Annotated in this window: 24 protein-coding genes and 1 pseudogene; 11 read left to right on the forward strand and 14 right to left on the reverse strand. The window is 71.8% G+C overall.

Annotation, left to right across the window (positions count from 1 at the left end; all coding sequences use genetic code 11):
• Positions 1–212: 212 nt before the first annotated feature.
• From ACIRFL_RS01890 to ACIRFL_RS01900, 3 genes are read right to left on the reverse strand one after another with little or no spacing between them, the layout of a single operon-like run.
• Positions 213–1,385: a GTP-binding protein gene (locus ACIRFL_RS01890; RefSeq protein WP_404023080.1), complete on the reverse strand. Its 1,173-nt coding sequence runs from the start codon at positions 1,383–1,385 to the stop codon at positions 213–215.
• 11 nt (positions 1,386–1,396) lie between these two features.
• The gene (gene rpmF / locus ACIRFL_RS01895; RefSeq protein ID WP_404023081.1) at positions 1,397–1,567 is read right to left on the reverse strand and encodes a 50S ribosomal protein L32; all 171 of its coding nucleotides are present in this window, start codon (positions 1,565–1,567) and stop codon (positions 1,397–1,399) included.
• Between the two features lie 51 nt (positions 1,568–1,618).
• Positions 1,619–1,960 (reverse strand): hypothetical protein, encoded by a 342-nt coding sequence (locus ACIRFL_RS01900; RefSeq protein WP_404023082.1) that lies wholly within the window; start codon positions 1,958–1,960, stop codon positions 1,619–1,621.
• 11 nt (positions 1,961–1,971) lie between these two features.
• On the opposite strand from ACIRFL_RS01900, the gene ACIRFL_RS01905 reads away from it, so the two are divergent.
• On the forward strand, positions 1,972–2,526 hold the full coding sequence (locus ACIRFL_RS01905) for a TetR/AcrR family transcriptional regulator (protein WP_404023084.1): 555 nt from the start codon (positions 1,972–1,974) through the stop codon (positions 2,524–2,526).
• Here the strand turns inward: ACIRFL_RS01905 and ACIRFL_RS01910 are convergent.
• The 4 genes from ACIRFL_RS01910 to ACIRFL_RS01925 form a co-directional block, all read right to left on the reverse strand.
• A complete protein-coding gene (locus tag ACIRFL_RS01910) occupies positions 2,520–2,837 on the reverse strand; it encodes a hypothetical protein (RefSeq protein WP_404023170.1) in 318 nt (105 codons plus the stop codon). The two genes, ACIRFL_RS01905 and ACIRFL_RS01910, sit on opposite strands and share 7 nt — an antisense overlap.
• Entirely contained in the window at positions 2,765–4,516 is a 1,752-nt protein-coding gene (locus tag ACIRFL_RS01915; RefSeq protein ID WP_404023085.1) for an aconitate hydratase, read from the reverse strand. The genes ACIRFL_RS01910 and ACIRFL_RS01915 overlap by 73 nt, the downstream gene beginning before the upstream one ends.
• A 174-nt stretch (positions 4,517–4,690) precedes the next feature.
• The gene (locus ACIRFL_RS01920) at positions 4,691–5,137 is read right to left on the reverse strand and encodes an SPW repeat protein (RefSeq protein WP_404023087.1); all 447 of its coding nucleotides are present in this window, start codon (positions 5,135–5,137) and stop codon (positions 4,691–4,693) included.
• Between the two features lie 111 nt (positions 5,138–5,248).
• Positions 5,249–7,942, reverse strand: coding sequence for a LuxR C-terminal-related transcriptional regulator (locus ACIRFL_RS01925; protein WP_404023088.1), 2,694 nt, complete (start codon positions 7,940–7,942; stop codon positions 5,249–5,251).
• Between the two features lie 230 nt (positions 7,943–8,172).
• Here ACIRFL_RS01925 and ACIRFL_RS01930 point away from each other — a divergent pair, with 230 nt between their 5' ends.
• The 10 genes and pseudogenes from ACIRFL_RS01930 (at position 8,173) to ACIRFL_RS01975 (ending at position 17,522) form a co-directional block, all read left to right on the forward strand.
• A complete protein-coding gene (locus ACIRFL_RS01930; RefSeq protein WP_404023089.1) occupies positions 8,173–8,904 on the forward strand; it encodes a hypothetical protein in 732 nt (243 codons plus the stop codon).
• 123 nt (positions 8,905–9,027) lie between these two features.
• Positions 9,028–9,600: an RICIN domain-containing protein gene (locus ACIRFL_RS01935; RefSeq protein ID WP_404023091.1), complete on the forward strand. Its 573-nt coding sequence runs from the start codon at positions 9,028–9,030 to the stop codon at positions 9,598–9,600.
• A gap of 130 nt (positions 9,601–9,730) precedes the next feature.
• Positions 9,731–10,186: an extracellular solute-binding protein gene (locus ACIRFL_RS01940; RefSeq protein WP_404023093.1), complete on the forward strand. Its 456-nt coding sequence runs from the start codon at positions 9,731–9,733 to the stop codon at positions 10,184–10,186.
• A gap of 65 nt (positions 10,187–10,251) precedes the next feature.
• Positions 10,252–11,139 (forward strand): M20/M25/M40 family metallo-hydrolase, encoded by an 888-nt coding sequence (locus ACIRFL_RS01945; protein ID WP_404023094.1) that lies wholly within the window; start codon positions 10,252–10,254, stop codon positions 11,137–11,139.
• A gap of 43 nt (positions 11,140–11,182) precedes the next feature.
• Complete coding sequence (locus ACIRFL_RS01950) at positions 11,183–12,616, forward strand: M1 family metallopeptidase (protein ID WP_404023095.1); 1,434 nt, start codon at positions 11,183–11,185, stop codon at positions 12,614–12,616.
• Between the two features lie 59 nt (positions 12,617–12,675).
• On the forward strand, positions 12,676–13,290 hold the full coding sequence (locus tag ACIRFL_RS01955) for a sugar O-acetyltransferase (RefSeq protein WP_404023096.1): 615 nt from the start codon (positions 12,676–12,678) through the stop codon (positions 13,288–13,290).
• Complete coding sequence (locus ACIRFL_RS01960) at positions 13,271–13,816, forward strand: TetR/AcrR family transcriptional regulator (protein ID WP_404023097.1); 546 nt, start codon at positions 13,271–13,273, stop codon at positions 13,814–13,816. Before ACIRFL_RS01955 ends, ACIRFL_RS01960 begins: the two co-directional genes overlap by 20 nt.
• An 849-nt stretch (positions 13,817–14,665) precedes the next feature.
• Positions 14,666–15,127 (forward strand): alcohol dehydrogenase catalytic domain-containing protein, encoded by a 462-nt coding sequence (locus ACIRFL_RS01965; protein WP_404023098.1) that lies wholly within the window; start codon positions 14,666–14,668, stop codon positions 15,125–15,127.
• Positions 15,099–16,118: pseudogene (locus tag ACIRFL_RS01970) on the forward strand (xanthine dehydrogenase family protein molybdopterin-binding subunit); the annotation flags it as partial. The gene ACIRFL_RS01965 and the pseudogene ACIRFL_RS01970, both read left to right, overlap by 29 nt.
• A 54-nt stretch (positions 16,119–16,172) precedes the next feature.
• Positions 16,173–17,522: an XdhC family protein gene (locus ACIRFL_RS01975; protein ID WP_404023099.1), complete on the forward strand. Its 1,350-nt coding sequence runs from the start codon at positions 16,173–16,175 to the stop codon at positions 17,520–17,522.
• Positions 17,523–17,571: 49 nt separating this feature from the next.
• Here the strand turns inward: ACIRFL_RS01975 and ACIRFL_RS01980 are convergent, their stop codons facing one another.
• The 7 genes from ACIRFL_RS01980 to ACIRFL_RS02010 form a co-directional block, all read right to left on the reverse strand.
• A complete protein-coding gene (locus tag ACIRFL_RS01980) occupies positions 17,572–18,804 on the reverse strand; it encodes an MFS transporter (protein WP_404023100.1) in 1,233 nt (410 codons plus the stop codon).
• A gap of 175 nt (positions 18,805–18,979) precedes the next feature.
• Positions 18,980–19,702 (reverse strand): alpha/beta fold hydrolase, encoded by a 723-nt coding sequence (locus ACIRFL_RS01985; RefSeq protein ID WP_404023101.1) that lies wholly within the window; start codon positions 19,700–19,702, stop codon positions 18,980–18,982.
• A gap of 44 nt (positions 19,703–19,746) precedes the next feature.
• Positions 19,747–20,718, reverse strand: a complete 972-nt coding sequence (locus tag ACIRFL_RS01990) for an alpha/beta hydrolase (RefSeq protein ID WP_404023102.1) — start codon at positions 20,716–20,718, stop codon at positions 19,747–19,749.
• A 318-nt stretch (positions 20,719–21,036) separates the two neighbouring features.
• Positions 21,037–21,264 (reverse strand): hypothetical protein, encoded by a 228-nt coding sequence (locus ACIRFL_RS01995; protein ID WP_404023103.1) that lies wholly within the window; start codon positions 21,262–21,264, stop codon positions 21,037–21,039.
• Positions 21,265–21,355: 91 nt separating this feature from the next.
• On the reverse strand, positions 21,356–21,838 hold the full coding sequence (locus tag ACIRFL_RS02000) for a (2Fe-2S)-binding protein (protein WP_404023105.1): 483 nt from the start codon (positions 21,836–21,838) through the stop codon (positions 21,356–21,358).
• Positions 21,835–22,767, reverse strand: coding sequence for an FAD binding domain-containing protein (locus ACIRFL_RS02005; RefSeq protein WP_404023107.1), 933 nt, complete (start codon positions 22,765–22,767; stop codon positions 21,835–21,837). Before ACIRFL_RS02005 ends, ACIRFL_RS02000 begins: the two co-directional genes overlap by 4 nt.
• Positions 22,764–24,941 carry a xanthine dehydrogenase family protein molybdopterin-binding subunit gene (locus ACIRFL_RS02010; RefSeq protein ID WP_404023109.1) on the reverse strand — a complete coding sequence of 726 codons (2,178 nt, stop codon included), beginning with the start codon at positions 24,939–24,941 and terminating at the stop codon, positions 22,764–22,766. Before ACIRFL_RS02010 ends, ACIRFL_RS02005 begins: the two co-directional genes overlap by 4 nt.
• Positions 24,942–24,949: the final 8 nt, after the last annotated feature.

Raw genomic sequence — 24,949 nt, forward strand, 5'->3', positions numbered from 1 at the left:
CATTCGTCCGGCCGGCCGATCCAGTTCCGACGCCCCGGTGGTCCGGGGCCGCGGCGGCGTCCAGCGGGGACCGTGTGGCCGCGGCCGGCGCCCGCTCGTCCACGGCGGTGCCGACGCTCGCGGTGGAGCAGCGCCGCCTGTGCCGCCGCCCGCCGAGGGCCGAGGCCCGCTTGCCGTGCCCGGTCCACCGGTGCGCGTCAGAGGGCGTGCCCTCAGTCGCGTACCGCGAGTTCGGGGTGCTCGTGCTCGCAGGTGTCCTCGATGCCGTAGGTGTCCCAGGCGGGGAACGGATCGTCCGCCGGCACGCTCTCGCCGTCGGCCAGCAGACAGTCGGTGAGCGCTGCCCGGAGTGCTTCGGCGTGCAAGTGAGTGCCGATGAAGACCAGTTCCTGGCCGGCCGGGCTGCCGGCGTCATGGGCGGCCGAGGGCTCGAAGCGGGCTATGGAGCCGGCCTGGGACCACAGCCCCGTCACACGGGGACGACTGGCCAGGGTGAAGAACCCCTTGGAACGCAGGATCTGCCCGTAGGCGCCGCTGTCCATCGCCTCGGTGACGAACCGCCACAGCCGGCCGGGATGGAAGGGCAGAGGCGACCGGAAGACGGTGGAGGAGATGCCGTACTCCTCGGTCTCCGGGACATGGTCGCCGTTGAGTTCCATGATCCAGCCCGGCGCCTGCTGGGCCCGTTCGAGGTCGAAGAGCCGGGTGCCCAGGACGTCCTTGACGGTCACGCGTCCGTGGCGGGCGGGCACGACCCGGGCCACCGGGTTGAGCCGGGTCAGCGTCGCGCGCAGTCGGTCGGCGGTGGCGTCGTCGACCAGGTCGAGCTTGTTGAGCACGATGACGTCGGCGAACTCGATCTGGTCCACCAGCAGGTCGCTGACGGTCCGTTCGTCGCCCTCGTACTGGTCGAGTCCGCGCTCGGCAAGCTCGTCCCCGCTGCCCAGCTCGGGAAGGAAGTTGGCCGCGTCGACGACCGTGACCATGGTGTCCAGGCGGGCGGTCTCGGCGAGGGTGGCGCCGTCGTCGCGGGCGAAGGCGAAGGTGGCGGCGACCGGCATGGGCTCGGAGATGCCGCTGGACTCGATGAGGAGGTAGTCGAACCGGCCCTCACGGGCCAGGCGGTCCACCTCGACCAGCAGATCGTCGCGCAGGGTGCAGCAGATGCATCCGTTGGTCATCTCGACCAGCCGCTCTTCGGTCCGCGACAGCGCCGCCTCGCCGCCGCGCACGAGCGAGGCATCGATGTTGACCTCGCTCATGTCGTTGACGATGACCGCGACGCGCAGCCCCTCGCGGTTGCCGAGCACATGGTTGAGCACAGTGGTCTTTCCGGCACCGAGGAAGCCGGACAGCACGGTCACCGGCAGCCGGTCGTGCGTCATGGCCGTCCCCCTCAGCTCTCGGGGCGCAGCAGCCCGCGCTCGTACGCCCTGACCAGGTGCTGCGGTACGAGGTGCCGGACGCCGTCGATCGTGAGCGGGACCAGCGTCGGCGTGGCCGCCTTCCACTGGGCGCGGCGGTGACGGGTGTTGCTGCGGGACATCTTGCGCTTGGGGACTGCCATGGTTCTCCTTCTCGGGTGAGCACAGCAGACGCTACATGAAAACGGATGTCATTACGAACCGGGTGGGCGCTGGATGTCCGCGTAGTCTTCGTAGCCCTCTTTGCGCAAGCCGGAACGGTAGGCACGGTTCGCCACCAGCCGCAGCAGCCGTTTCGACCCGGGGACGGCACCGAGGACCCTGAGCAGCAAGGCGGGGGGAGCGCCGTCGGCGCCCGCCGAGTTCGCGGCGAGGTGTTCTGCCGCCAGCGCCAGCAGGTCCGGGACGGTCTCGGGGGCGAGGTGCGCGCCGGGGGCCCACATCCGTGAGCGCGCCACGGCGCCGTTGGCGGTCACCTCGGCGTGCTCGACGTCGATGAGCAGCGCGAGGTGCGGGGGCATCCCGCGCAGCGCCATCGTCTCCAGCAGTGCGGGATCGTCTCACCGCCGCTGCTCACGTTTTCGCCGAGCACGGCTACGCCGCCGGCACCACCAACCGCATCGCCGAACGCGCCCGTATCTCCATCGGCTCGCTGTACCAGTACTTCCCGAACAAGGACGCCATCCTCGCCGAGCTGCTGGTGCGGCACATCGACCGCGGCACATGGACACAGGCCGACCAGCTCGATCTGTCCGCCGGGAGCCTGGAGGCGGCGGTGCGGGCCCTGGTCCGCGACGCGATCGACAACCACCGCGACGACCCGCAGCTGCTACGCATCATGATCGAGGAGGCGCCGTTCTCGCAGGAGTTGATCGAGACCATCGAACGGCACGGCAGGATGCGCGTGGGTCAGGTGCGCGACCTCCTCGCCAGGCACCCGGATGTCCGCGTACGCGACCTCGACACGGCGGCCGAGCTGATCGTGGGCACGGTGGAGATGAACACGCACAAGCTCATGGCCGACCCGCGAACCATCCGGGTCGAGACGTTCGAGAACGAACTCGTCGACATGATCACCCGATATCTGCGCGGCGATCAGTAGCCGCCCGCGCTGAGAGAGGCGATGGTGCCTCCGGCGAGCACGGTGCGCCTGCGGCCGTCGGACAGGTGGTGGCGGACCCGGTAGGTCTCGTCCTTGGTGACATTGCGCAGACGCAGGCGGGGCTCGGCACCGGGGGCCAGGGCCGTGTGGAGGTTCCCCAGGTGCAGCCGGCCGCCCATGTCGATGCGGTCGTAGTCACCGGGGTCGTCGAACTCCAGCGGCAGGACGCCGAAGTTGGTCAGGTTCTGCCAGTGGATGCGGGCGTAGGACTTGGCGACGACGGCGCGCAACCGGAGGTGGCGGGGGGTGATGGCGGCGTGCTCGCGGGAGGAACCCTGGCCGTAGTTGTCCCCTGCGACGACGAAGTGCGTGCCGGGACGGCCGTGGGCGGCCAGATCGGCGGCGCGCCGCGGATAGCCGGGGTCGATCCGGGTGAAGGTGAACTCGGCGAGCCTCGGGATGTTCGAGCGGTACGCAGCGCCTTCGCCCCGGCCGGGGAGATCTCGTCGGTGGAGACGTTGTCGCCGCAGGTGAGCAGGACCGGGCCGGTCAGTTCGTCCGGCAACGGGTCGAAGTCGGGCAGCCCGGAGATGTTGGGGCCGCGTTCCAGCTCGACCAGGGCCGCCTCCTCGGGCGGCAGCGGCGGCTCCAGCATGGCGCGGTTGACCGAGGCACGCTCGGGCAGGTGCAGGTCCGGATACGGCACCGCCTCCTCGGCCGCCCACACGCGCGGGTCCGTGATCGTACCGGTGAGGGCGGACACGGCGGCCGTCTCCGGGGAGCACAGCCACACCGCGTCCTGCTCGGTGCCGGAACGGCCGGGGAAGTTGCGCGGGAAGGTACGCAGGCTGTTCCGGCCGGGTGCCGGGGCCTGCCCCATGCCGATGCACCCGAGGCAGCCGGCCTGGTGGATACGGGCCCCCGCGGCGATCAGCTCGAAGGTGGCGCCCGCCCTGGTGAGGTCGGCGAGGATCTCGCGCGAGGTGGGGTTGACGTCGAAGCTGACGGCCGGGTCGGTCTGGCGGCCGGCGACGATGGCCGCGGCGACGGCGAAGTCACGCAGCCCCGGGTTGGCGGAGGAACCGATGACGGCCTGCCCGATCGGCAGGCCCGCGACCTCGCTCACCGGTACGACGTTGCCGGGCGAGGTGGGCCGGGCGATGAGCGGTCCGAGCGTGTCCAGACGGACCTCCTCGGTCAGGTCGTAGACGGCGTCCGGCTCGGCGGCCAGCTCACGGAAGTCGGCCTCGCGGTCCTCGGCGCGCAGGAAGTCACGCACCGCTTCGTCGGCGGGAAAGACGGAGGTGGTGGCGCCCAGCTCGGCACCCATGTTGGCGATGACATGCCGGTCCATCGCGGTGAGATGCGCAAGGCCCGGGCCGTGGTACTCCAGGATCCGGTTGACCGCGCCTTTGACGCCGTGGCGGCGCAGCAGCTCCAGCACCACGTCCTTGGCGCTCACCCAGGCAGGCAGCCGGCCGGTCAGGCGGATGCCCCAGATCTCCGGCATGGTCACGTGCAGGGGCCGCCCGGCCATGGCGAGCGCGACCTCCAGGCCGCCGGTGCCCAGGGCGAGCATGCCGAGCGAGCCGGCCGCGCAGGTGTGCGAGTCGGACCCGGCGAGCGTCCTGCCGGGGATGCCGAAGCGTTGCATGTGGGTGGGGTGGGAGACACCGTTGCCGGGCTTGGAGTACCCGATCCCGTAGCGACGGCAGGAGGAGCGCAGGAAGGCGTGGTCCTCGGCGTTGCGCTCGTCCGCCTGGAGCAGGTTGTGGTCGACGTACTGGACGCTGACCTCGGTACGGACCCGGACCAGGCCAAGGGCCTCCAGCTCCTGCATCACCAGGGTGCCGGTCGCGTCCTGGGTGAGCGTCTGGTCGATCCGCAGCCCGATCTCCCGGCCCGGCTCCATCACACCGTCGACCAGGTGATCGGCGATGAGCCGGTGCGCCAGCGTGCCGTGGGCGAGCGTGCCGTGGGAGGGTGTCACAACGCCCACGCTGCGCGCTCGGCCCAGACCCGGCAAGCCGGAGCCATGGATCTCACGCTCCGTGGGGGAGCGCCGACCGCGGAGCGCACCCGGCGCGGTGGTGCGCAGTACGGGACGGTGCCGTCACGGACGAGCGTGCCGTACCTGCGAGCGGAGCACGACACGCTCATGTCCTCAACGACGGGTGCCGCGGGTGGTGCCGATGGTGAGGCCCATGGCGGCCAGCCCCAGCAGCAGGGTGACAGCGCCGAGCCAGCAGTTGTTCCATACGATGCCTGCCCGCGCACCGTGGGTGGCGGTGACCACCCAGGGGGAGATGATGAGCCAGACGCCGAGGGGCGCGATGGTCCACACCAGGCGGAACATCCGCTCCGGAACGAGCGTCAGGCCGAAACCGATCAGGCCGACGGTGATGCCGACGATCAGGTTGTTCACAGTGATGTTGGGCTGTGTCGAGAAGTGGACGACCCAGGGCGAGATCGCGGCATACACACCGGCCAGGAGGATCAGTCCCTCAAGGACGATCGCCCTGCCCGAGGAGGCCGTGCGTTCGAGTCGCTCCCGCATCTCTGCAATCTCGGGGTGTCCCGTCATGCCCGTGGAGTGCTGTGGATACGACATTGCTGCCGTCTCCTCTCCATGAGGAGATGTCTTTACATATGAGCGGCTTCCCGGCTTCCAGGTGGTTAACCGGGCATATCCGACAGGTGTGGTGTGAGATGCGTCACCAGCTCACCCGTCCTGGGGTTCGGGGGCGCCGGGCGTCAGCACCCGGCGCAGACCGCCGCGGCTCGTCACACCTGTTTTCCGGTAGACCCGATACAGATGGTTGTCGACGGTCCGTACGGTGATGCCCAGCCGTTCCGCGACGTCCCGACTGCTCAGCCCCGCCGCGGCGAGCCTGGCCACATCGCGTTCCCGGTCGGTCAGCTCCGGAGACCAACAGGCCAGCACGGCGGGCGTCGCCACCCCCTCGCAGCGGCGTGCCAGGCGGTGACAGCGGTCGGCGGCCCGCTGGGCGGACGTCGAGTCGCCCGTTCCCGACCACAGCCGGGCGGCCTGCGCGGCGGCCTCCGCGGCGTGCAGATGCAGGCCGCCCGCCTCGTACGCGCCGCAGACCCGCACCAGGGCGGCCGCGTCGCGGGCCGCGAGCGCCGCGGCATGATCGGCGTAGACGGCGATGTGCGGAGCGTCGCAGACGGCGACGAGTTCGGCGAGCCGGCGGGCAACGGTCGAGGACCGCCCGAGGCGCACCGGGATGTGCAGCAGCTCCGCCTCCCACAGCAGCGCCCGCCGGTCACGGGCGTCCGCCGCGGCGCGCACCGCCTGCCGCACAGCGTCGTACACCCGCCCCTGGGCGACCAGGATCCACGGCCGGGCCATCTGGAACGCCGGCACGTCGAGGATGCGATAGGACTCCACGCGCGCCAGGTGTGCCTGGTCGAGCAGGGCCCGCGCCTCGGACACATCACCGAGCAGCGCCTCGATGGTGGCCAACTCCCCGAAAACCAGCGCCTGCTGCCCCCAGGTGGTGTCCTCGCGCAACGTGGAGGCGGCCTCCCGCATGTGCCGCCGCGCCGAGCGGAGCCGCCCCCGGCGGGCGGCGATCCGGCCCAGGAAGAACTGCCACGCGCCCTGATTGCCGACCCAGCCGGACTCCCGCGCGAGCCGGTACTGGGCGTCGGCGGTCGCCTCGGCCTCATCCAGCCGCCCCGCGAAGGCCCGGGCGTTGGCGAGCCAGCTCACCAGCCCTGCCCCGAGCATGGGTATGTCCTCCTCGCCGTCCCCGGCCGCCAGCATCGCAAGGGCCGACTCGGCCAGTTCGAGCGCCGTGCGCGTCCGTCCGTGCGCGAAGTGCGTGACGCATTCGGCGTAGCGGGTCCTGACCTCGGTGGGGGCGCCGGGCGAGGGGTGCTGCCGGGCGCGTGCCAGGTCCCGTTCGTACGCCGGCCAGTCGGCCTGGGTGGCTGCCAACACGGCCTGAAGCCCGGCCAGTTCGGATCGGGCAGCCGGGTCGCCGAGGGCGTTCTCGGCGCGGCGCAGCAGGTCGCGCGCGTCGTTGGGCCGGTCCAGCGACAGATACATGTTGGCCGCCCGCAGCTGTACCGAGCGCGCCTCTTCGTGTGCGGACGCGCCGGTCTCGGGCAGTGCGCCGTGCACCTCCTCGGCCTGCACGCCGTCCCCGGTGTGGCCGAGCGCCGCGGCCAGCGCCCGCCGGGCGGACGGCCCGCCCCCTGCGGCACAGGCCGCCTCGGCGAGCCGGGCCGCCAGCGCGAAGTCCATGGTGCGGATGGCGAATTCCGCCGCGGCGAGCAGAAAACGCGGATCGGTGTGGTCCCCGGCGGCCAGTCGCCAGGCGCCCACGCGCGCGATGTCCCCGCGCCGGCGCAGGCCGGTCCGTTCGGCCGCCGCGGCCAGTTCCCGGCAGCGGCGCCGCCGCCGATGGGGAGGCGTCGTGCGGCGCAGGACCTCTCCGTAGAGGGGGTGCGCCAGCCGGAGCAGGGTGCGGCGGCCGTCCTCCTCACCGAGGAGAAGACCACGCCGGTCGAGCGCTTCCACGACTGCGGGATGCGTGAGGTGTGCGAGGACGGCCGTTCCGAGCGGCTCGCCGAACGCCAGTAGTTCGGCGGCGCGTTGCTCGTCCGGCCCGAGTCGCCCCATCCGGTGGCTCACCAGGTCGGTCAGCTCCGTCGACAGTCCCAACGGACCGCGCCAGCGCCACACCTTCGCGACGGGTGCCAGCGTCCCCGCGGCGAGGCCCGCCTCCACGAGCTGGCGCAGCCAGAGCACATTGCCGCCGCTGACCTGCCAGAGCCGATGGACGCTCGCGGTCTCCACCTGCCCGGCCAACGCCCGCTCCAGCAGGCGGCCGACGTCGTCCCGGTCCAGTGGCGGCACATCGACACGCGTGGAATAGCCGCCGCGCAGCAACGCCTCCACGGCGTCCGGCACCGGGACACCGGAGCGCGCGGTGAGCACGGTCCGGGTACCGCCGCGCACGACCAGGTGCAGCAGCAAGGCCGCCGAACCGTCGTCCAGGAGATGGGCGTCGTCCACGAACAGCGTCCGGCCCTCGTCCGCGTCGGCGAGGACCGCGTCGGCGAGGATCCGCAGCAGGTTGGGCCGCCCGCCGGTGGCCGGAAGTGACGCCGGCAGCAGGTGTGCGAAGGCCCCGAACGGGATTTCCCCGGTGCTCGCGGTGGCCGCGACCACCAGCACCCGTCCCGCGGCCGACCGCGCCAGCAGCTCACGGGCCAGCCGTGTCTTGCCGACCCCCGGCGGCCCCATGATCACAACGCCGGACCCGGTCGGACCCGCCAGCAGCCGCGTCAACTCCGCCAGCGAACCGTTCCGGCCGGTGACCGGCCACGAGCGGTCGAGAACTGCGCCAGGTCTGTGGTCCGGTGCGTTCTCCCGATCCGTCATCAGCAGCCACTCCGCACAGGTCGGCCCGAACCGTCGGGCAGGTTCAAGTCCGCGAATTGAGTAAGACGTTACTCACGACCGGGTGCCGTCCCACAGATACGTTTTCGCCGTGCCGACGGGTGACAGCCGGGACCGGCTCCCCGGTCACCCCCGCACATGGGCAGGGGAATTCAGCAGTCCGACGCGTGCATTCGACACCGCGTCGCACCCGATCTACCCAGAGGGGTCACATGCGTGACACACCAAGCACCTACGCCCGGATGGCCCGATTCGCTCGGCGTGCCACCGCCGCGCCGGCCGCGGTGGCCGCACTGGTCACGGGCCTGCTGGCGACGGGCCCGCAGGCGAGCGCGGCCGATCTGCCGTACGGGCCGTACAGCTGCGTGAACGGCTACGTCTGGCGCGAGGCCGTACCGTCCGACCTGGTCTGCGTCACCCCGCAGATCCGTTCCCAGACCGCCACGGAGAACTCGCTCGCCGCCTCGCGCCGCGAGCCCGACGGCGGCACCTACGGGCCCGACACCTGCAAGCAGGGCTACGTATGGCGCGAGACGAGCCCCGCCGACCATGTGTGCGTGCCGCCGGCCGCCCGCGACCAGGCCCGCGCCGACAACGCCAACGCGCCCTGGAGACTGGTCGATCCGGGCGCCACGCCTCGGGGCGGTGTGTCGGTGTTCACGGAATACGGCTACTCGACCGGCGCCTACCTGACCGCCACCGGCAGCGGGCTGTCCCCGAACGGCACGGTGTCGTTCTACGCAGTCGGCATCAACACGACCGGCCCCTTCTCGCTGGGCCAGCTGACCGCCGACGCCGCCGGCCGCATCCAGGGCTACCAGACCGTCGGGTTCATCAGCTGCCGCAGCGGTGTCACCCAGCCCGCCACCGTCGTGGTCCTGGACCGCAAGTCCGGCCTCGTCACCACGGCCGGGACCACGGATGCGTTCCGCAGGTGCGGCTGAGCAGCAAACGGTCCGGCCCGTGCAGGGCACGTCGCGGCGGGTGACGTACCGGCCGCCCGCGCAACGCGACGATCAAGGAATCTCCCCTGGAAATCAGTCCTCCGCACTCGAAGGAGACGGCAGATGACGACGACCATGTACTTCAGGACCGCCGGGCTGATCGCGGCGACCGCCGCGGCCATCGGCGGATCGCTCCTGTCGGCGCCGACCGCGTCGGCGTCGGCAGCGCCGCACGCGGCGTCCCCGACGCCGTCGGCGACCGCGGCGGCCGCCGGGTTCGGCCTCTACCTCGCGAACTACAACAGCGGCAAGTGCCTCAGCCCGGCGGGCGGCCGCGTGGACAACAACGCCTTCACCGTCATCTTCAACTGCGACACCGACCCGTCGCGTTCCTGGTATCTGGTGAACAAGGGCAACAACATCTACCAGATCCTGAACCTGAACAGCGGCAAGTGCCTCAGCCCCGCCGGGGGAGCCGGGACCAACAACACCGAGACGGTCATCTACAACTGCGACGACCATCCGTCGAGACTCTGGTACTTCGTCGACAAGGGCAACCTCAACTACCACCTCGTCAACTACAACAGCGGCAAGTGCCTCAGCCCGGCGGGCGGGGGTGTCCTGAACAACACGCCCACCGTCATCTACAACTGTGACACCGACCCCTCGCGCCTCTGGTACCTCGTAGCCCAGTAGCGAGCCTGAGAGACCCGGTTCCGGCACGCCCTCGGCGGCCGGGCCGTCACCACGCCCCACAGATGCCGCCGCACCCTTCCCGACCCGCTGCCCCGCCGGCCGGGGAGGGTGCGGCGGTGTCGTCGTTCCGTTGCAGGCCGCGTGCAGCGGCGGCACCGAACAGGCCGGCGGCAGCGACCCGCAGACCCTCACCCTCGCCTCCGTCGACCAGGGGTCGGTGGAAGACGTCGTCAAGGCCTTCGAAGCGGCCAACCCTGGTGTCCATGTCCGCTGCACGACCAGCAGCGCGGACCAGTACCAGCAGCAGATCCGCACTCAACTGTCCTCGGGCACCGCTCCCGACGTGATGTCCGCATGGACCGGCAACGGCAATCCCGCCGCCACCCATGTCCTCGCCGAGCCGGGCTACCTCCGGGCAGTTCCTCGCCGAAGGCGGCGATTTGCGATCTCTTTACAACCGGTGGCGTCGCCGCCTCGTCTCTCCGGCCGGGCTTCAGAGCACTACAGCCCGCCCCGCCTCCTGCGCCCCAGAACCCGGGCGCACTCGCCGTCCACGTCCCGGAGAGACCCACACCGATGCACCTGATCAGCAGGCCGGACCGCCGTACGGCCGGCCCTCGCGCAACCGTCCCCCGCACCCCCGGGTCCCGCATGTCGCGCCGTCTCCGGCGGGCGACCGCGGTCCTCGGCCTGTGCGCCGTCCTTGGGGGAGTTCCCGTCGGGGTTCCCGCCGCCGCGGTTCAACTCCGCGCGGAACCCGCCCCGCCCGTCGTCACGGCCGACCAGGTCATGCCGCACCTCTACGCCCTGCAGCGGATCGCGGACGGCGCCGGGGGCAACCGCGCCCATGGCACCCGGGGCTACCGCGGCTCGGTCGCCTATGTGAAGGCCCAACTGGACCGGGCCGGTTTCCGCACCACGCTGCACCGCTTCACGCACGCCGGCGCCGCCGGTTACAACCTCGTCGCGGACTGGCCCGGCGGCGACCCCGGACATGTCCTGTTCGCCGGCGCGCACCTCGACAGCGTGGAGGACGGACCCGGCATCAATGACAACGGCTCAGGCGCCGCCGCTCTGCTCGCCACCGCTCTCGAAGTGTCCAAGGCGGGCCTGGCCACCGACCGCCATCTGCGTTTCGCCTGGTGGGGCGCCGAGGAGCAGGGCATGGTGGGATCCACCGCCTATGTGCGGGACCTGTCCGCCGCCGAACGCGACCGGATCGACGTCTACGTGAACGTGGACATGGCCGGTACCAGGGACATCCGGCAGTGGCTCGTCGTCCATGACGACCCGTCAGCGGCCAGGGCCTTCGAGGAGTACTTCGCGGCTCGGAACCTGCCCACCTTCGAGATCGGCGTCGGCGGCAGCGACCATGTGTCCTTCGGTGACGCCGGCATCCCGGTGGGCGGCTTCGCCACGGGCATCGACGACTGCACCCACGAGGTGTGCGACCGCGTCGAGAACGTGGACCCGCGGACCGAGACCATCAGCACCAACGCCGTCATCAGCGCGGTCTGGCAGCTCATCGCTCGGCACTGACCCCCACCCGGCCCCTCGACACCTCACCCCGAAGGAGCAGCCCTTGCCCGCCCCTTGGAAAAACCGCCGTCGCACCGCCTTACTCGCCTCGGCTGTCGCCGCCGGCGTCATGCTGACCGCCCTGCCCGCCGCAGCCGCCCCCGGCGCCGGTGACCCGTACTACCCCGACGACGGGAACTCGGGCTACGACGTCACCGAGTACGACGTGCAGGTGAGCTACGATCCGGCCCGTCCCCGCCATCTGGCGGGCGACACCACGGTGCGGGCCGTCGCGACACAGGACCTGGACCGCTTCAACCTGGACCTGGAGGGCTTCCAGGTCAGCTCCGTCACCGTGGACGGCAGGCCCGCACGCGCGGTCACCCGCGAGGGCGCACACGAACTCGTCGTCACGCCCGCCCGGCCGCTCGCGAAGAACGCGTCCTTCGCGGTACGCGTCCGCTACTTCGGGGAACCGGTCGGTGAGAGCTGGCACACCCTCGCCGACGGCGGTGCCAACGTGACGGGCGAGCCGCACGCCGCGACGGCCTGGTACCCGGCGAACGACCACCCCTCGGACAAGGCCACGTTCCGGCTCACCGCCACGGTCCCCGACGGCTGGACGGTGGTCGGCAACGGAAGGCCGGGCGCCACCACCACCGGCCGGGGCACGACCACGTTCCGCTGGTACGAGGACCGGCCCATGGCCACCTACCTCAGCACCATCGCCATCGACAGGTTCACGGTGCGCGCCTCGGAACTCTCCGACGGCACCCCCGTCATCCACGCCTACAGCCCCGGGGCCAGGGTCGACCCCGAGGCGGAGGCGCTGCTGCCGGAGGTCATCGACGTCCTGGCCGCGAAGTTCGGCCCGTACCCGTTCTCCTCGGCCGGGGCGATCGTGATCAACGGCGACGACGGCGGCGGCCCGATCGCCCTGGAGACACAGAGCCGCCCGACGTACCACGGAGGGTTCTTCGATGCCTCGATGGTCCATGAGAACGCCCACCAGTGGTTCGGCGACAGTGTCTCCGTGTCCGACTGGCGCGACACCTGCCTGGCCGAGTGCTTCGCCCAGTACGCCGTCCAGCTCTGGTACGAGGAGAAGGACGGGTTCGACCTGGACCACGGCTTCTACCGTTCCATGGTGGAGGAGAGCACGACGGACCCCGACTTCTGGACGACGAAGCTGTACGACGCCGGCCGGGGCCGCGAACTGAGCTACGCCCTGTACGGCAAGGGATCCATGATGCTGCACGCCCTGCGGCGCACCGTCGGGGACCCGGCGTTCTTCGGCACCCTCAAGCGCTGGCAGCGCGACCACCGCTACGGCAACGCGTCCTGGCCGCAGTTCGAGGCGCTTGCCGAAGAGGTCTCCGGCAAGGACCTCACCGGTTTCTTCGCGGCGTGGGCACACGGCACCACCGCCCCCCAGAAGAAGTACCTCTTCCCCGGATCCCTCGGCTCGCTCGCCCCGGCCGCCGGCCCGGCACACTGAGCGCGTCGCGGGGTCGAGGCAGCGTACGGTCGTACACTCCAGAGTGTACGATCGTACGCATGCCGACCGACTACTTCGCCGACGACCCGCGCACCAACCTGGAACGCATGCTCGCGGGCGACCTCTACATCGCCGACGACCCCGAGATCGCGCGCAGGCAGCAGCGCGCCGTGCAACTCGCCGCCCAGTACCAGGCCATGCATCTGGAGGATCCGGGCAAGGCCCGGCCGGTCCTGGCGGAGCTGCTGGGTTCGGTCGGCGAGGACGTCGAGGTGCGCCCGCCGCTCTACGTCGACTACGGCAGCAACATCACCATCGGCGCCCGCACCTTCGTCAACTACCACCTCACCGCGCTGGACGTCGCCGCGATCACCATCGGCGAGGATTGCCAGATCGGGCCCAACGTGCAACTCCTCACGCCCACTCACCCGGTGGAGCCGCAGCCCCGGCGTGACAAGCTGGAGGCCGCGCTGCCCATCACGATCGGCGACAACGTCTGGCTGGGCGGCGGCGTGATCGTCTGCCCCGGCGTGACCATCGGGGACAACAGTGTCATCGGCGCGGGCGCGGTGGTGACCAAGGACATCCCCGCCGATGTCGTCGCCGTCGGCAACCCCGCCCGGCCGATCCGGAGCCTCCAGGAGCACGTCGCAGATGGCCACGGGACACGCTGACCCGCAGCGCCGCGAGCGCATCCTTGCCGCGACGCTCGACCACATCGCGGAGGAGGGCGTGGCCGGTGTCTCCCACCGTAGGATCGCCGCCCGCGCCGCCGTTCCCCTCGGCTCGATGACATACCACTTCGGCGGCATGGACGACCTCCTGCGCGAAGCCTTCACGCGCTTCGCCGATCAGATGGCGGCCGTCTTCGAGGAGTACATGAGCCGCGCCGAGGGGCCCGAACAGGCGCGTGAGGCCGTCACCGACCTGGTGCACACGCTCTCCGACGGCCCACGCCGCGACCTGATCCTGACCCAGGAGCTCTACACCCTCGCCGCCCGGCGGCCGGAGTACCAGGAGCTGACCCAGGCCTGGATGCGCCGCAGCAGGCAACTGCTGGAACGGCATTTCGACCCCGACACCGCACGTCAACTCGACGCGCTCATCGAAGGGCTCGCGCTGCACCGTGCCCTGGACAACGGCGCACCGCACAGCCGCGCACTGACCAGCCAGGCGGTCCTGCGCATCACCACCGCCTGACGGCGATCCCCGAGCGGCCCATGGGGCGCGGACCTGACACCGCGCCCCATGGGCGCGCAGCCTCAGTGGGTGTCCAGCAGCGTGAGTTCGGCCGCGGCGCATCGTGGTCCAGGTGGTTCACGAGTGCCCGGGCACAGGCGGCGCCCAGTCGGCGCGGCGAGAGGCCGATGGCCGTGACCGGGGGCGCCCCAGCCGCTCTTCGGTCAGTGCGGTCTCGTGGGCGATCCCGACGACCGTGTGGCGCCGGCCGCAGGGCGCTCGATGCCCACCGCGTCGGCCGGCGGCAGCTCTGCCTGAGCGGACGGCAAGTGTGATGATCGGTGCGCCGGACCGGGTATAGTAGATCTTGAGCCGGTCGCCACAACTGAGGCCGATCGGCGCTGCGTTGGTGGTCCAAGGAAAGACGCCCCGCTTCCTGCGGGGAGATGCAGGTGCAAGGCCTGCCCGGCGCTCGATCACGGGGGTCTGTCCGCGCAGTGTGCGGACAGACCCCCGCTCGGTTCCCGGATCGCCGGCCCTCTTCAGGACGACGGCGACCTCGATGGCTTCACACCGAAACCCGGCGCGAGGGCACTGACCGCTGCTACTCGGCGCCGAAGGTCTCGGCGGCCTTCCCCCGGCGGCCCCCGGCGGAACACCGATCTCGGCTGCTTCGCCCCACGTCCGACACCGGCCGGAGGCAGCCCGGGGGGCCTTGACAGAACCTCCCACCTCGCGCCGCGGAGTGGTTGCCTTGAGCACGTGGGGGGTCTGCACCGCATCAGTCCCCTCGCTCCATTCCCTCGCTCCACGCCGGCTCCACGGCGTGCCGGACAAGGAGCGATTCCGATCGTCTTGTGAAGGAACCCGATGACCCTCGTACGCGCTTACGTCGCCCCTTCCGCCACTGAGCCCCTGACCGCCGGGACGGTCGAGCGGCGCGAGGTGGGCCCGAAGGACGTGCGCATCGACATCCACTGGGCCGGCATCTGCCACTCCGACATCCACACCGTCCGCGGCGACTGGGGCCCGCAGCACTACCCGCTGACCGTGGGCCACGAGATCGCCGGCGTGGTCGCCGAAGTCGGTCCCGAGGTCACCACGTACAAGGCCGGTGACCGGGTCGGCGTCGGCTGCCTGGTGGGCTCCTGCGGCGAGTGTGTGCACTGCCGCGCCGGTGACGAGCAGTACTGCCTGAAGGGCATGATCGCCACTTACGGAGCCGAGGACCGGGACGGCACCATCACCCAGGGCGGCTACTGCGGCGGCATCGTCGTAGCCGAGGACTTCGTGCTGCGCATCCCGCAGTCCCTACACCGTGGGCGCCCGTGAGTTCGGCTGGCACCGGCGCCACCCGAAGCCCCGCTCGACCCGCGAAGGCGACTGGCTGATCGGCCTGGGCATGGCCGCGGGCGTGTACGACACCGCACGCGCGGCCGCCCAGGCCCGGGTCCGCCTCGACGCCGACGGCACGGCCGTCGTCGAGGCCGCCGCCAGCGACATGGGGCCCGGCACCTACACCTCCCAGACCCAGGTCGCCGCCGACGCGCTCGGCCTGACCATGCGCACGGTCACCTTCCTGCTCGGCGACTCGCTGTACCCGCAGACCCCGCCGCACGGCGGCTCGATGACCATGGCCAGTGTCGGCTCCGCCGTCCTCGACGGCTGCGACCAGGTCCGGCGGCGGGCCGTCCAACTGGCCGTCCAGGACGAGGAGTCACCGCTGCACGGCGTGCCCGCCGAGGACGTCGTGGTCCGCAACGGCCGGCTGCACCTGCGCGACACCCCGGCCCGCGGCGAGACCTACCAGCGACTGCTGACCCGCAACCATCGCACGCACCTCGAAGCACTGGGGTCCTTCACGCTGCCGTCCGGTCCCGAGCGGCACTCCTTCTACGGCTACAACGCGACCTTCGCGGAGGTGGCCGTCGACGCGTCGCTCGGCCTGGTACGGGTGCGGCGCGTGCTCGGAGTGTACGACGCGGGCCGGATCATCAGCCCCAAGCTCGCCGACAGCCAGGCGATCGGCGGGATCACCGGCGGCATCGGCACCGCGCTCCTTGAGCACACGGTCACCGACCACCGCGACGGCCGGATCGTCAACGCCGATCTCGCCAACTACCTCGTGCCCGTCAACGCCGACGTCCCCGACCTCAAAGCGATCTACCTGAACGGCGAGGACCCCGAAGCCGATCCGCTCGGCGTCAAGGGGCTCGGTGAGCTGGTCCACGTCGGCGTCGCCCCCGCGATCGCCAACGCGGTCTTCAACGCCACCGGCCGCCGTGTGCGCGAACTTCCCATCACCGCGGAAGCGTTGTTCTGACCTCCGGCCGGTGGACGGCCGGCGTCCCCCACTGCGAACCACGGAGAACGGTTCATGCTCAACATCGCGGACACACTGCACCAATGGTGCCGCGCGGCACGCCCCTTCGCCCTGGCCACCGTCGTCGACGTGCGCGGCAGCGCGCCGCTGCCGGCCGGTACGTCGGTCGCGGTGGACACGGACGGCAACGCGGTCGGCAGCATCTCCGGCGGATGCGTCGAGGGCGCGGTGTACGAGCTGTGCCGCCAGGTCCTCCAGGACGGTGGCCGACCGCGGCGCGCCTCGTTCGGCTACTCCGACGACGACGCCTTCGCCGTCGGACTGACCTGCGGCGGTGAACTCGACGTACTCGTCCGGCGCTTCGATGCCGCAGCCGAGCCGCACATCGCCGCAGCCCTCGCCGAAGCCGCCCAGGGCAGGCCCACGGCCGTGGCACAGATCGTCGACGGTCCCGGCCATTACCTCGGCGCCACCCTGACGGTCCTCGGCGAGGCGCAGACCTCCCACGGGGCGCTGGACGGCGGGCAGTTGGACCGTGCCGTGGCGGCGCAGGCGGGTGCCCTGCTCAGGGCAGGGCGCACGGCCCGGGTGGAGATCGGCGGCACGGCGGACACCTGCCCCGAACGACTGTCGGTCCTCGTCCACGTCAACGCGTCCCGGCCCCGCATGTTGATCTTCGGTGCGGTCGACTTCGCCGCGGCCCTCGGCCAGGCCGGCCAACTCCTCGGCTACCGGACCACGGTGTGCGACGCCCGCCCCGTCTTCGCCACCCAGGCGCGTTTCCCGCACGCCGACGAGGTGGTGGTCGACTGGCCCCACCGCTACCTGGAGCGTACGGACGTGGACGCCCGTACCGCCGTCTGCGTGCTCACCCACGACGCCAAGTTCGACATCCCCCTGCTGCGCCTGGCCCTCGGTCTCCCCGTCGGTTACGTCGGCGCCATGGGATCCCGCCGCACCCACGCCGAACGCCTGCGGCTGCTGCGCGAGGCCGGTGTGCCGGAGGACCGACTGGCCCGGCTGCGCTCACCGATCGGGCTCGACCTCGGTGCCCGCACACCGCAGGAGACGGCGGTCTCCATCGCGGCCGAGATCATCGCCGCCTTGAACCTGGGCAGTGGCCTCCCACTGAGCCGGCGCACCGGTCCGATCCACCCGCCGCCCGCTCGTCGCCAAACCCCTTCATGGCCCACCCTCGAAGAGGTGGCCGCGCACGCCGGTGTCGGCCGTGGCACGGCCTCCAGGGTGATCAACGGTTCGCCTCATGTGAGCGAGGCGACACGCGCGGCCGTGGAGGCGGCGGTCGTGGAACTCGGCTACGTGCCCAACACCGCCGCCAGATCCCTCGCGGTCGGCAGCGCACCCGGGGCGGCACCCGAGCTGGTGGACAGGCCGCCCGCTTGACGGGCGCACGTTTCCCCGTGGACGCGTCCGACTCGAGGGGCGATCGCGCTCACCGCTGTCCCCCCGCCTTCAGCGCCCGCTCCTTTCTCGTCGCATGTTGTTCGCGCGCCGCCGTGCGGTCCCACCGGGCCGGGACGAGGGCCGTCAGCATCAGGAGCGCGGTCAGGACGAACGCCCAGGGATAGCCGGTCAGGCCGGCCACCGTGCCGAAGCCGACCGCGCCGACGCCCATACCCGCGTCGTAGGCGACATTCCACAGGGCGCTCACCGTCCCGTACCCGGAGGGCGCGACGCGGGAGTACATCAGTGTGATGGTGGCGCTCTGGGTGATGCCGAAGCCCGCCCCGAACACGGCGGCACCCACCACGACCGCGACGGGAACGCCCGTCAGGGCGACGACGAGGATGCCGGCGGCCGAGACGACCAGCCCCGGCACGACCAGCCCGGCGGCTCCCCGCCGGTCGGCGCGCCGGCCGGCGAACCAGCGGGATGCGGTCGCGGCGGCCGGTTGCACGAAGAGCGCCGCGGCGACCAGGCCGGAATGGCCCGGCGCCACGGCCAGCGGCAGAAAGGTGACGACGATCCCCGCGCCCACTGCCGTCACCGCGAACACGCCCGTGGGCCGGCCGAGCGCACCGTAACGGGCCCCGGCGAAGATCCCCAGAGGCGGCCCCTGGGCCGCTTCCCGGCCGGGCAGGCCCCAGACGGCGGCGATGGAGACCAGGGCGATCAGCGCCGCCGCCCAGTAGACCGGCTGGTACCCGGTGTGCGAGGCCAGCCACGCCCCGAGCGGCAAGGCCACCAGGGACGGCACACCGGCCATGACGCCGATCAGGGCCAGCCCCTCCCCGCGGCGTTCGGGCGGGATCAGCGACGCCGTCAGCGCCCCACCCGCCACCAGGGTGAACGCGAAGCCGAGGCCCCGGACAAGGCACACCGCCATGATGCACGCCATGCTCTGCGACACGGTCAGGGCCAGGGCCGGAGCGCCCAGCAGGAACAGCCCCGCCCCGAGCATCACGCGATAGCCGCAGCGCGCGGCCAGCCATGGGGCGATCAGCTCGCCGGCCACCGTGGCCAGCATCAGCACACCGGTGACCAGGCCCGCCTCGTCGCTGCCCCGGCCCGGCACGCTCTGCACGTACGCCGGTACGACGGACAGCAGCAGGTAGAAGCTCGCCGACGAGCCGACGACCGTCACAAAGCGCAACAGCAGCGGGCGGGTCACCAGAGGTGGCCGCGCCCCGGCAACTCGGTGTTCGGGTTCAGCGGATGAGGCCATGCGGTGAAACCTAAGGGAAGCGGCCGTCCGAACGCCCCCGTTTTCCCAGCCGGTTCGACAGCGCCCCGAAGGGGCGCGGGGCTGTATCGATTTGCGGCTCCGCCGGGCGGGCGCGACCAGCCACGACGCAGCCGCAGACGACCGACTGCACGGCGCGGCCCATCCAGCGGAGCGCTCAGCTCGTGGCGCGCACCGCGTCGAGGATCAGCTGTGCGACGGCCTTGGGCTGGGAGACGGCGACCGCGTGCGAGGCACCGTCGATCTCGACGGTCGTCGCCCCGGCCCGCTGGGCACCGAAGCGTTCCACCTCGGGGTTGATCGCCTGGTCCGCGCCGGCGATGAGCGCCCAAGCGGGCTTGGTCTTCCACGCCGCGGCCGAGGCCGTCTCCTCGAACGCGCCGGCGGCCAGCGGGCGCTGCGCCACCGCCAGCACCTTGGTGACGTCGGCCGGGACGTCCGCGGCGAAGATGGCCGGGAACGCCTCGGCCGCGATGGTGACCTCGACGGCGGGCTCAGCGCCCTGGACGGGGTACGTCGCCTCCTTGAGGTTGCTCACGAGCGCCGAGAGCGGGAAGCGGTCCTGGAGTTCACCAAGGCTCTCGCCCTCTTCGAGGGCGTAGGCGGCGACGTAGACGAGTCCGACGACGTTCTGGGTGGTACCGGCCACGGTGATGAGCGCACCACCGTAGGAGTGGCCCACCAGGACGACCGGACCGTCGATCTGAGACGCCACGGAAGCGATGTACGCGGCGTCCGAGGCCAGGCCGCGGAGCGGGTTGGGCGGCGCCACCACGGCGACGTCGTGCTCCTGAAGCTCCGCGATGACCCCCGACCAGCTGGCGGCGTCGGCAAAGGCTCCGTGCACCAGGACAACCGTCGGCGCGGGCTTGGTGACCATGTGTGTCTGTTCTCCTTCCTTGCTGGTGAGTGTGGGCTGTCGGGTCAGCCGGCGTGCAGGGCCGCGTGCAGCGTGCGGACGGCCAGGGCGATGGCGGCTTCGGCGGCGTGGGTCTCGCGCAGGGCGTTGAGCATCACGAAGTCGTGGATGATGCCCTGGAAACGTACGGCGGTGACCGGCACACCCGCCTGACGGAGCTTGTTGGCGTACGCCTCTCCCTCGTCGCGCAGTACGTCGGCCTCGCCGGTGATGACCAGTGCCGGGGGCAGGCCCTGCAACTGCTCGGTGGTGGCGCGCAGCGGGGACGCGGTGATCTGTGCCCGCTCGCTCTCGTCGGTCGTGTACTGGTCCCAGAACCACTGCATGCCGTCGCGGCGCAGGAAGTAGCCGGTGGCGAACTGGTGGTAGGAGCCGGTGTCGAAGTTCGCGTCGGTGACCGGGTAGAACAGCACCTGCTGGACCAGCGGGATGCCACCGCGTTCCTTGGCCATCAGGGTCAGCGCGGCCGTCATGTTGCCGCCGACCGAGTCGCCCGCCACGGCCAGCCGTGTGCCGTCGAGGCCCTTGTCGGCGCCCTGCTCCACGATCCACTGCGCGACGGTGAAGTTCTGCTCGATGGCGACGGGGTAGCGGGCCTCGGGCGACAGGTCGTACTCGGGGAAGACGACCGCGGCGTTCGCGCCGACGGCGAGTTCGCGCACCAGACGGTCGTGGGTGTGGGCGTTGCCGAAGACCCAGCCGGCGCCGTGGATGTAGAGGATCACCGGCAGGGTGCCGGTGGCGCCGGCGGGCCGGACGATGCGGACGCGCACGGAGCCCGTCGGACCGCCGGTGACGCTGGTCCACTCCTCGTCGATCGCCGGCTTGTCGACCTCGCCGGACTGCACCTCGTCGACGGCCTTGCGGCCCTCGGCCGGGGCCAGGTCGAAGAGGTAGGGCGGGTTGGCGGTGGCCTCCGCGAACGCGGCTGCCGCGGGTTCCAGCACCGGCTCGACCGGCGCGAGGGCATCAGACATGCGCATCTCCTGTGATTCATCGGGCGCGGCGGCCGTTCCCGGTACGACACGCATCGTCGTACCGGACACTCCGGCGCCGCTGCACCGAACGGTAGGCACTGCGCGCACGCGGCAGTTTTCCCCGAGCGCCCCTTCGATGTCCCCACAGCGCACGGAGATTCCCGGCCTGTTCGGCCGTTGCGGGCACAGTGCCTTCTCCTCTCCTTCGGCGCTGCGCGACCCGTGCGCTGTCAGCGATGCTCAGGTGCGCGCTGTTCGGCGGCAGGCTGGGCCGGGGGGCCCGGCGGCCCACGTCGGCCTGAGCCAGGACGACCGAGATCACCGCGGGGCGTTCACCGCGGGGCCGCTGGACGCCTCGGTGCCTGGGCCGTCGGGGTGTGCCGCGGTGCGAAGGGGCCCGTCCAGCAGGGAGAGCGAACGGCCGCTGCGGCCGTTGCGCACCGCGATGAGTTCCGCCGCGAACGATACGGCGGTCTCCTCGGGTGCCGACGCGCCGAGGGTGCCGGCACCGTACGCCCTGACGCCGCTCCCGTCCAGGTCGTGCATGCCGCCGAGCGGGTTCTCCGGCGGCAGGGCGAGCAGATCGCGTGGCAGCCAGTGGCGTGGACGTCGATGACCCCGGCACGGATGTCACCGTTCATGATGTTTCTCCCCGATGCTCCAGGGCGGCCCGTGCGATGGCGCGCCGGATGGGTTCGTAGCCGGTGCACCGGCAGATGTTGGAGCCGACCACGCCCGCTACGGCGTCGGGCTTGTCCGCGAGGTCGGGGTCTGCCTCCAGCGCTCCGGCGGCCACCATCAAGAAGCCCGGTGTGCAGAAGCCGCACTGGAGGGCGTGCTCGGCCGAGAACGCCCGTTGCAGCGGGTGGGGTTCGCCGTCGGGTCCGGCAAGTCCCTCCACCGTACGGACGGAGCCGCCGTCGCACTGCACGGCCAGCACCAGGCACGAGCGGACCGGTGTACCGTCCATGAGGACGGTGCAGGCCCCGCAGACACCGTGCTCGCACCCCAGGTGCGTACCGGTGAGGCCCAGGTCGTCGCGGAGGACGTCGGCGAGCAGGCGCCGGGGCTCCACGTCGAGCAGATGGCCGGTGCCGTTCACCTTGAGCGTGATCTTCATCGGTGGTCTCCCTCGCGTGCGGCGAGACGCGCGCGCAGATCCGTCGCGGCCTCGCACAGGGTTCTGCCGACCAGGACGGCGATGGCCTGCCGCTTGTACTCGGCGTCGGCGTACGGTTCGGCGACCGGCGCCGCGTCCTGCTGGGCGGCGACCCGGCCGGCCCGGGCGAACGGATGGTCGCCCGGGAGCCTGCGCCCCGTGGGCAGCGGGCCGAACTCGGCACCGAGCAGCATCTGTTCGGCGGCGCGGGCCCGTAGCGGGCGGTCGGCGGAGTTGACCAGTCCGATCCGTGCGTTGCCGATCACGCCGTCGCGGACCGTGAGGGCCGCCGCGACCGCGACCTGTGCGAAGCAGAAATGGGTGCGGCGGTGCTCGATGAAGCCGACGCCGGTGTGCTCGCCGAGCAACGGCAGGCGCACGGCGGTGATCAGCTCCTGCGGCCGGCGGGCCGTGCGGTACGGGCCGAGGAAGTAGTCGCCGGCCGCGAGGGCGCGGGCGCCGGCGGGGCCGGTGACCTCCACGGTGGCGTCCAGGGCGACGCCGATGGCGCACCATTCGGAGGCGGGATGGGCCCAGCCGAAGCTGCCGGCCATGGTGCCGCGGGAACGGATGGGCGGATGTGCGATGTTGACCACGGCCCGGGACAGCAGAGTGCCGAGCGGACCCGGTACGGCATCGGCCCGTTCGAAGGCCGCGTGCCGGATCAGGGCGCCCACGCGCAGCTCGCCGTCCTCGACGCTCATGTGGTCGAGATCCGGGATGCGGTTGATGTCGACGACGAGGTCGGGGCGGATGCGTTGCAGATGCATCTCCAGGATCAGGCTCTGCCCTCCGGCGAGCACCTGGGCCTTGCGCCCGCTGGCGCCGAGCGCTTCGACGGCCTCGGCGACCGTGCGGGGCACCGCGTAGTCGAAGGATGCGGGTTTCACCGGGCGCCTCCCTCGTGCTGCGGGGCTCGCGCCGCATGCCAGACGCTGTCCGGGGTGAGCGGCATCTGCAGCAGATCGGGGTCGGCGCTCCGCAGGGCGTCGGCCACGGCGTTGACGATGGCGGCCGGAGTGCCGATGCAGCCCGACTCCCCGGCTCCCTTCGCGCCCAGCGGTGTGTTGGGGCCGGGGGTGCGGGTGTCCTTGACGTCGATGGGCGGGATCTCCGAGTACGTGGGCAGCAGGTAGTCCAGGAAACCGTTCGCGAGCTGCGGCACGCCGGCGTCGTCGAACGTCATGCCTTCGTAGAGGGCCTGGCCGATGCCCTGCACGGCCGATCCGAACGCCTGACCGCGCACCACCGTGGGGTTGAGGACGACACCGCAGTCGTCCACGGCCACGAGCCGCAGGACGCGCACGGTGCCGAGGTCCGGATCCACCTCGGTCACCGCCGCGTGCGCCCCGAAGGGGAACGCCATGCCGGCCTCGTACCGGTCCTCGACGCGCAACGGGCCGGTGGACTTCACCAGATCGCCGAGTCCGGTGGCCGCCGAACCGTCGTGGGCGGGGTGCACGGTGCCGTCCGCCCACTCGACGTCGTCGGCCGGAACGCCCCACAGGTCCGCCGCCCTGGTGCGGGCCTCCGCGATCAGCAGCGTCGCGGCGTGCTGGAACATGGCGCCGGCGACCTGGGCGGACCGGCTGGCGAAGGAGCCCAGCCCTTCGGGCTGTTCGTCGGTGTCGCCCTCCACGAGGCGTACCTGCGCCTCGGGGATGCCAAGGACCTCGGCGACCAGGGCGGGGAAGACCGTCTCGTGCCCCTGGCCACTGGGGGCCGTACCGCAGCGGGCGGTGACGGTGCCGTCCTCGTGGACTTCCAGGCTGCCGAACTCGTGCAGGCCGCCCCGTTCACCGCCCGAGCGCTCCACATAGCAGGACACTCCGATGCCCAGCGGCAGCGCGGCCGGATCCTCGCGGCGGCGGGCCTGCTCGGCGCGCCACTCCTCGTAGCCGAGCGTATCCAGTGCCAGGTCCAGGGCGGCGGCGTAGTTCCCGCTGTCGTAGCGGCGTCCGGTCGGTGTCTGGTACGGAAAGGCCGCCGGCGGGATGAAGTTGCGCCGCCGCAGCTCGATCGGGTCGATGCCGAGCCGACGGGCGAGCACGTCCATTGTCCGCTCGATGGCGATCGCCGCCTCGGGACGTCCGGCACCCCGGTACGGGTAGGTGACCATGGTGTTGGTGAGCACCGAGCGCAGGGTCGCGTGAACACGCGGGGTGGCGTACGCGCCGGTCGCCATCCACGCCGTCTGCATGGGCAGTCCCGCGCCGAGGTGCGGATAGGCGCCGACGTCCGCGTCGATCGTCAACTCATAGGCGAGGAGCCGGCCTTCGGCGTCGGCGGCGAGGCGGACCCTCTGGTCCTGTCCTCTGCCGCGGGTGGCGACCAGCATCGACTCCAGGCGGTCCTCGATCCAGCGCACCGGCCGCCCGAGCCGCACGGCCAGGTAGGCGACGACCACGAACTCGGGAAAGGCGGCGCTCTTGGACCCGAAGGCGCCTCCCGTGTCGGGGACGACCACCCGGATCCGGTCGGTGGACCAGCCGAGCAGCGCGGCGAGTTCCCGCCGCAGTCGGTGCGGCATCTGGTGCCCCGACCACACGGTCAGCCGGTCCCCCTCGGGTACGGCGAGGACGGTGCGGCATTCCATGGGGCTGGGCATCAGCAGTTGCTGGCGATAGGCGGCCTCGACCACGACGGCCGCGTCCTGCCAGACGGCCGGTTCGACGGGCTCGCCCGCCTCGCCGCGCAGGGCGATGTTGCTCAGTCCGTCGAACAGGCGGACGGAGTCGTCCAGCGCCTCGGCGGGGGTCACCACGGCCGGCAGCGGGTCGATCGTGGCGGTGACCTCGGCGGCCCCGTCCTCGGCCCGGTACCGGTCCGTCGCGAGGACGACGGCCAGCGCCTCGCCCGGATAGCGCACCCGGTCCTTGACGAGCGCCGGCCACTCCCGGCCGGCGACGGCGTCCTGTGTGGACAGTCCGGCCAGCAGGGTGTACGGAACCGGGGGAAGGCCCGGCAGGTCGGCGGCCGACCAGGCTCCCAGTACCCCGGGCACATCACGGGCCGCCGTGCAGTCCACGGCTCGTAGCGCGCCGTGGGCCACCTTGCTTCTCACAAATGCGG

This window comes from Streptomyces sp. NPDC102462, assembly GCF_044765425.1.
Lineage (GTDB): Bacteria > Actinomycetota > Actinomycetes > Streptomycetales > Streptomycetaceae > Streptomyces.

Excerpts from the sequence above, each read along its gene's own strand:
- ACIRFL_RS01890 (WP_404023080.1), bottom strand. The coding sequence starts at position 1,385 with ATGACGCACGACCGGCTGCCGGTGACCGTGCTGTCCGGCTTCCTCGGT.
- rpmF (WP_404023081.1), bottom strand. The coding sequence starts at position 1,567 with ATGGCAGTCCCCAAGCGCAAGATGTCCCGCAGCAACACCCGTCACCGC.
- ACIRFL_RS01900 (WP_404023082.1), bottom strand. The coding sequence starts at position 1,960 with ATGGCGCTGCGCGGGATGCCCCCGCACCTCGCGCTGCTCATCGACGTC.
- ACIRFL_RS01920 (WP_404023087.1), bottom strand. The coding sequence starts at position 5,137 with ATGTCGTATCCACAGCACTCCACGGGCATGACGGGACACCCCGAGATT.
- ACIRFL_RS01925 (WP_404023088.1), bottom strand. The coding sequence starts at position 7,942 with ATGACGGATCGGGAGAACGCACCGGACCACAGACCTGGCGCAGTTCTC.
- ACIRFL_RS01930 (WP_404023089.1), top strand. The coding sequence starts at position 8,173 with ATGCGTGACACACCAAGCACCTACGCCCGGATGGCCCGATTCGCTCGG.
- ACIRFL_RS01935 (WP_404023091.1), top strand. The coding sequence starts at position 9,028 with ATGACGACGACCATGTACTTCAGGACCGCCGGGCTGATCGCGGCGACC.
- ACIRFL_RS01945 (WP_404023094.1), top strand. The coding sequence starts at position 10,252 with ATGTCGCGCCGTCTCCGGCGGGCGACCGCGGTCCTCGGCCTGTGCGCC.
- ACIRFL_RS01955 (WP_404023096.1), top strand. The coding sequence starts at position 12,676 with ATGCCGACCGACTACTTCGCCGACGACCCGCGCACCAACCTGGAACGC.
- ACIRFL_RS01960 (WP_404023097.1), top strand. The coding sequence starts at position 13,271 with ATGGCCACGGGACACGCTGACCCGCAGCGCCGCGAGCGCATCCTTGCC.
- ACIRFL_RS01965 (WP_404023098.1), top strand. The coding sequence starts at position 14,666 with ATGACCCTCGTACGCGCTTACGTCGCCCCTTCCGCCACTGAGCCCCTG.
- ACIRFL_RS01975 (WP_404023099.1), top strand. The coding sequence starts at position 16,173 with ATGCTCAACATCGCGGACACACTGCACCAATGGTGCCGCGCGGCACGC.
- ACIRFL_RS01980 (WP_404023100.1), bottom strand. The coding sequence starts at position 18,804 with ATGGCCTCATCCGCTGAACCCGAACACCGAGTTGCCGGGGCGCGGCCA.
- ACIRFL_RS01985 (WP_404023101.1), bottom strand. The coding sequence starts at position 19,702 with ATGGTCACCAAGCCCGCGCCGACGGTTGTCCTGGTGCACGGAGCCTTT.
- ACIRFL_RS01990 (WP_404023102.1), bottom strand. The coding sequence starts at position 20,718 with ATGTCTGATGCCCTCGCGCCGGTCGAGCCGGTGCTGGAACCCGCGGCA.
- ACIRFL_RS01995 (WP_404023103.1), bottom strand. The coding sequence starts at position 21,264 with ATGCACGACCTGGACGGGAGCGGCGTCAGGGCGTACGGTGCCGGCACC.
- ACIRFL_RS02000 (WP_404023105.1), bottom strand. The coding sequence starts at position 21,838 with ATGAAGATCACGCTCAAGGTGAACGGCACCGGCCATCTGCTCGACGTG.